Annotated in this window: 5 protein-coding genes; all 5 read left to right on the forward strand. The window is 66.0% G+C overall.

Annotation, left to right across the window (positions count from 1 at the left end):
- Positions 1-313: 313 nt before the first annotated feature.
- The 5 genes from FVW20_RS07165 to FVW20_RS07180 all read left to right on the forward strand — a co-directional run bounded on the left by FVW20_RS07165 (position 314) and on the right by FVW20_RS07180 (position 4,993).
- A complete protein-coding gene (locus tag FVW20_RS07165; RefSeq protein WP_196608890.1) occupies positions 314-1,975 on the forward strand; it encodes a DNA primase family protein in 1,662 nt (553 codons plus the stop codon).
- 266 nt (positions 1,976-2,241) lie between these two features.
- Entirely contained in the window at positions 2,242-3,705 is a 1,464-nt protein-coding gene (locus FVW20_RS07170; protein ID WP_196608891.1) for a primase-helicase zinc-binding domain-containing protein, read from the forward strand.
- The gene (locus FVW20_RS07175; protein WP_196608892.1) at positions 3,698-3,943 is read left to right on the forward strand and encodes a hypothetical protein; all 246 of its coding nucleotides are present in this window, start codon (positions 3,698-3,700) and stop codon (positions 3,941-3,943) included. Before FVW20_RS07170 ends, FVW20_RS07175 begins: the two co-directional genes overlap by 8 nt.
- Entirely contained in the window at positions 3,940-4,410 is a 471-nt protein-coding gene (locus tag FVW20_RS20135; protein ID WP_372434973.1) for an XF1762 family protein, read from the forward strand. Before FVW20_RS07175 ends, FVW20_RS20135 begins: the two co-directional genes overlap by 4 nt.
- Positions 4,403-4,993, forward strand: a complete 591-nt coding sequence (locus FVW20_RS07180; RefSeq protein WP_196608893.1) for a hypothetical protein — start codon at positions 4,403-4,405, stop codon at positions 4,991-4,993. Before FVW20_RS20135 ends, FVW20_RS07180 begins: the two co-directional genes overlap by 8 nt.
- Positions 4,994-5,102: the final 109 nt, after the last annotated feature.

Here is a 5,102-nt window from a genome sequence, read left to right on the forward strand (position 1 = left end):
ACCCAGCGCCCTGCGGCCAACGGGCCGACGGCAGCCACCGCTTGCCCGCGCGTCAGCGCGGGCTCCGGGGGGGCCGCTCCCCGCTCCCCCCTTCCCCCCTCCCCTAGGGGACAAGCCAGAAGCTCCCACGACGACGCCCGGTCGGTGAACCCGCGCGGGTCCTTCCCCCATGGCCCACAGGGTACGGCTACTGGCGACCCCACGGTTTGGCCGCGATGCATGGAACAAAAACCGTGGAAAAATGGAAAGCCCCACGCGCGCGCATACCATGCGCATACGCGCGAGATGATTCGTGTTACTGCTGGGGGCTGCCATGGGTAGCGAGCTGGACGACATCCGCGCCCAGGTGGCCGAACGCGTGGAGGAGGAGCGGGCGGCCATGCCCGACGACGCCCAGGGCAAACCGGCAGGCCCCCCCAAGCTGTCGCCCGAATACGTGATGAAGTGCCTGCGGGCGAACCGGGTTGGCGACGCGATGATCTTCAACGCGCTGCACCGGGGCAAGTACGTCTACGTCAAGCGGTGGGGGCGCTTCCTCCGCTGGGCCGGGCACCATTGGGAAGAGGACATCATGGAGACGGCCACCGCCTCCATCGAGGCCGTGTGCGAAGTCTACCTGAAGCAGGCTGCCAAGCTCGGCAAGGACGCGGAGCAGCTTGTGGGAGACGACAAGGCGGGGTTGGAGCGCCAGCGCGAGGAATTGCTCAAGCGCGTCAGCCAGCTCCGGGCACCGAACGGGCGGGAACAAGTACTGCGGTGCACCCACACCATTGCCGATCCGCTGGCCATCACGGGCGACGAGCTGGACCAGCAGCCGTACCTGCTGGCCTGCCGCAACTGCGTGATCGACCTCCGTACCGGGGAGCACCGCGACGGGCGCCCCGAAGACTACGTGATGAACGCATGCCCCATCGACTGGCAGGGCATAGACGCCAAGTGCCCGGAATTCGAAAAGTTCATGTATTCGTGCCACGAGAACCAGGCCGTGGTGGACTTCCTGCAGCGCGCCCTGGGCTACGGCATCATGGGAGCGCGGGAGGATCACGTTTGGTTTGTCTTCTATGGGGCGCGGGGGCGGAACGGCAAAGACACCCTGCTCAAGGTGCTGACGGCCATCCTCGGTAAGGACCTCGCCAACACCATCGAAACGGCAATGCTGCTGGCCACCAACCTGCCGCGCAACAGTGGCGGGCCGCAACCCGACCTACTGGCACTGCGCGGCAAGCGCATGGCCTTCGCGACCGAGGCCGAAGACGGCCAGAAGTTCGCCATGGCCAAGATCAAGTGGCTGACCGGCGGGAGCGAGCTGACCGCGCGCGGCCTGCAAGACAAGCTGTACTCCTCCTGGATGCAGACACACCTGCTCTTCCTGCTGACCAACGAAATCCCGCGCGCGAAGGCCGACGACGACGCTTTCTGGTCGCGGACCATCGCCGTGCCCTTCAAGCTCCGCTTCGTTGACAACCCGGTGACCCCCGACGAACGCCCGCGCGACCCCAAGATGGAAGGCAAACTCATGCGCGAGCTGCCCGGCATCTTGGCCTGGCTGGTGCACGGCTGCCTGGAATACCAGCGGCAGGGGCTGAACCCGCCGGAGGAAATCCTTGCCTGCACCCGGGACCGGCGGAACGAATTCGACGACGTGGGGCGCTTCCTGACCGAGTGCTGCACCATCGAGGAGGCCCCCGCAGGGGAAAAGCCGCACAACCGGATTTCAGCAGCAAACCTGTTGGATTACTTCAACTGGTGGTTGCACAAGAACGTGGACGCCACCTACAGCTACAGCCCCAAGCGGCTTGGCCAGATCCTGGTCAAGAAGGGGTTCGAAAAGATCAAGTCCAGCGGTTTCCACTACCTGGGCATCTCCATGCAGCCGGAAGTGGTGGTGGAGTACGAGCAGGACGTTGAAGCGGGCAACCAAAAGGGCAACCAAAACACCCCCAAGGACGCCAAGAGGAGGAACCTCTTTGGCTGACGCGGTACGCAATCATCCCGCACGCTCCCACGATTACCGCATGGCGAGCACAGGTAACCATCCGACAGGACAGGGTAATACAGGTGCGTGGGATGTTGGGAGGATTGATAGCACAGTTTAGCCACGGGCGCGCGCGTCATGCAGAGGTGCAGATTACCTGCGTACGTCGCTCCCATCATCCCACACTCGATTATTTCTTAATGAAAAAGGATGGTTAAATAGAAAATGAAAATGGGAGGATTCGGGATGTTGGGAGGATTGCGGTCATGAGCGCCCCCTTGCTGGACATGCTCCGCTCTCGTGGCCTGGAGCCGAAGCACGTGGCCAACACCCACGGCGGCGAATGGGCGTGCCCGTGCCCCAGCTGCGGCGGGCGCGACCGCTTCCGCATCTGGCCGGACCAGCAGGGGGGCCCGGCCTGCGAGAAAGCCGGGGTGACCGGGACGTGGTTCTGCCGCCACGAACAGGTGGGCGGCGATGCGCTGGAATTCCTGACCCGCTTCGAACGCCTTGGCTGGGCCGACGCCTGCAAGGCCCTGCGCATAGACTACACCTCCACCCCTGGCCGTCTGCCCCAGCTGCCCAAGACTGACCGGCCCATGGTCTTCACCCCGCGTGACTGGGCCATCCCCTCGGACAAGTGGCGGGAGCGCGCGGCCAAGGTGATGGACGATGCGCACGCCGCCTTGCTTGCCGCGCCCAATGCTATGGCCTGGCTTGCCAAGCGCGGTCTGCCGGAAGAGGCCGTGCGCCGCTACCACCTGGGGCTGTTCAAGGGCGAAAGCGGACGGCAAGGCACGTTCCGCCCCCGCACTGTGTGGGACTTGCCGCCCAAACCAGCCCGCCCGGCCAAGGACGGCCAGCCCGCCAGGCGCGAAGGGCACACCCTGTTCATTCCGCGCGGCATCGCCATTCCCTGCTTTGGCCCAGCCGGTCAGGCCGAGCCGCCCATCCGCATCCGGATCCGCCGCCCCAACGCCGACGCGGACCAGTGGGGCGACAAGTACATGCTGGTGGAAGGCAGCTGCGGCGGCGCCACCATGCTGCTGGACGGCGACCCGCGCGTGGGTGTGGTGGTGGAAACCGAGCTGGATGCGGAGATGGTCCACCACATCGCCGGGGACATCGCCACGGTGGTGTCGGTGCTGACCAACTGCGGCAAGCCGGATGTTCGCGCCCACGAGGTCCTGCGGCGGTGCGCGGTGATCCTGTGCGCGCTCGATTTCGACAAGCCCGGCGCCAACGGATGGGCGTGGTGGCGGCAAACCTATCAGACCGCCAGGCGCTGGCCCACGCCCACGGGCAAGGACGCTGGCGAGGCCTTTGAGCTGGGCGTGGACATCCGCGCGTGGATCCTTGCCGGGCTACCGCCCGCGCTGACCATGCCGCCCGTGCAGCGCGCCAGCTTGCCGCCTGTCTCCGCCGCGCTGGGAGCATCGCCGTCTGGACTGGTGGCTGCCGGGGCGGGGGGTAATGACGACGTGCCACCGTGGCCCCCGGCGCTGCTACCGGTGCTGGAGCTGTGGCGGACCATGCCGGTTAGCCTGGCCGTGGCGGGCGACGGCAGCACGGCATGGAAGTTCCCGCCGGTCTGGGCCGCCCAGAACCGCGACGATTTGCATGCCTTCCTCTCCCTGGCCAACGCCACCCCCGAACTGTGGGCCATCATCGACCACCATCCCGACGCGGTGATTACCGCGCGCAACCTGCTCCGGAGGCCCCATGCCTAGTGCCCTGTCGTTTGTGGAGTTTGCCGCCACCGTGCTGGTGTTGTCCGCCGTCCACCTTATCGGGCGGCTGGACATCCGGGGGCAGCAGCTGATGCTGGCCGCCCAAGCGGGGTGGATCGTCGCCGCCGTGGCGCGCGGGCAGTGGTGGCTGCTGGCGCAAAGCGTGGTGCTTTTGGTGCTGACGTGGAGAGCTGTGCGCAACTGGCGGCGTGAGCTGGTGTGGAGGGAGGGGAAATGAAGATCGTCCCCCTTCGCAACCTAGCCACAGCTAGAGATTTTGTGGAACGTCATCACCGGCATTCAGATAGAGGCGTACGCCATAAGTTTTCTATCGGGTTGTTGCACGGCGGCATGCTGGTTGGCGTGGCCATTGTCGGACGTCCCGAAGCCCGTGCCCTTGATGATGGGCTTACCGTAGAAGTGTTGCGCTGTTGTGTATCGCCCGGCGCACCACTAGGAGCGTGCTCCATGCTCTATGCAGCATGCTGGCGGGCGTGGAAGGCAATGGGCGGGACAAGAATCGTCACCTACACGCTCGACAGCGAATCGGGAGCATCGTTGCGCGGTGCCGGGTGGGTGCAAGAAGCAAAGCTCCGTGGCCGCAAGCGGGGATGGAATTGCCCGGCTCGCCCGCGCAAGGAAAAACCCATCTACGCAAAGGGAAAAAAGCGGTGGGGAATAACTGTGGAGGCCTGCCATGCCTAACCCAGCCCCCCTCAAAGACCTTGCCGCCGTGCTGGCTCACCTTGTGGCCGAAGGCCGGAAGATCGGCAAGTCCAAGCTGTACAACGACATGTCGCGGGGCCTGTTGCGCCGCCAGCAGGACGGCAGCTTTGCCCACAAGGACGTCAAGGCCTACGCCGCCCGGCTGCCCCTGGTGGCCATGCCGGAGAAAGAGGCCACCGTGGTGCATGAGTACGCGGAGCGCAAGGCCAAGGCGGAGGCCGAAAAGCTGGAGGCCCAGGCAGAGGCCGAACGCTTCCGCAACCAGGTGCGCGCGGGCAAGTACGTGCTCCGCAACGACGTGGAGGTAGAGCTTGCCGTCCGGGCCGGGGTGTTCGCCACCGGGCTGCGCACCATGTTCGAGACGTCGCTGCTGGACTTCATCCACCTGGTCAACGGTGACCCGCGCACCGCGCAAACGCTGCTGGCGGCCTTCGAGCAGCGGCTTGACGCGGCGGTGAACGAGTACGCGCGCCCCATGGAATACGAAGCGGAGCTGATCGACTATGACGATGCAGACCACACCGAAGACGATACCGACGACGCTGCCCATGCAGGGGCTTGATGCCCCCGCCGTGCAACGGGTGCCCATCCGGTTGCCCTCCGGCATGGCCCCGGCCATGCGGGCGCGCGTGGCCGCGCGGCTGGCCCTGACGGGCGGGAAGTGGCGGCTG

Origin of the sequence: Nitratidesulfovibrio oxamicus (assembly GCF_015731765.1) — a bacterium.
Classification (GTDB): Bacteria; Desulfobacterota; Desulfovibrionia; order Desulfovibrionales; family Desulfovibrionaceae; genus Cupidesulfovibrio; species Cupidesulfovibrio oxamicus.

What these genes read in the sequence shown, in the direction of transcription:
- FVW20_RS07165 (WP_196608890.1), top strand. Translation starts at nt 314, where the DNA reads ATGGGTAGCGAGCTGGACGACATCCGCGCCCAGGTGGCCGAACGCGTG.
- FVW20_RS07180 (WP_196608893.1), top strand. Translation starts at nt 4,403, where the DNA reads ATGCCTAACCCAGCCCCCCTCAAAGACCTTGCCGCCGTGCTGGCTCAC.
- FVW20_RS20135 (WP_372434973.1), top strand. Translation starts at nt 3,940, where the DNA reads ATGAAGATCGTCCCCCTTCGCAACCTAGCCACAGCTAGAGATTTTGTG.
- FVW20_RS07175 (WP_196608892.1), top strand. Translation starts at nt 3,698, where the DNA reads ATGCCTAGTGCCCTGTCGTTTGTGGAGTTTGCCGCCACCGTGCTGGTG.
- FVW20_RS07170 (WP_196608891.1), top strand. Translation starts at nt 2,242, where the DNA reads ATGAGCGCCCCCTTGCTGGACATGCTCCGCTCTCGTGGCCTGGAGCCG.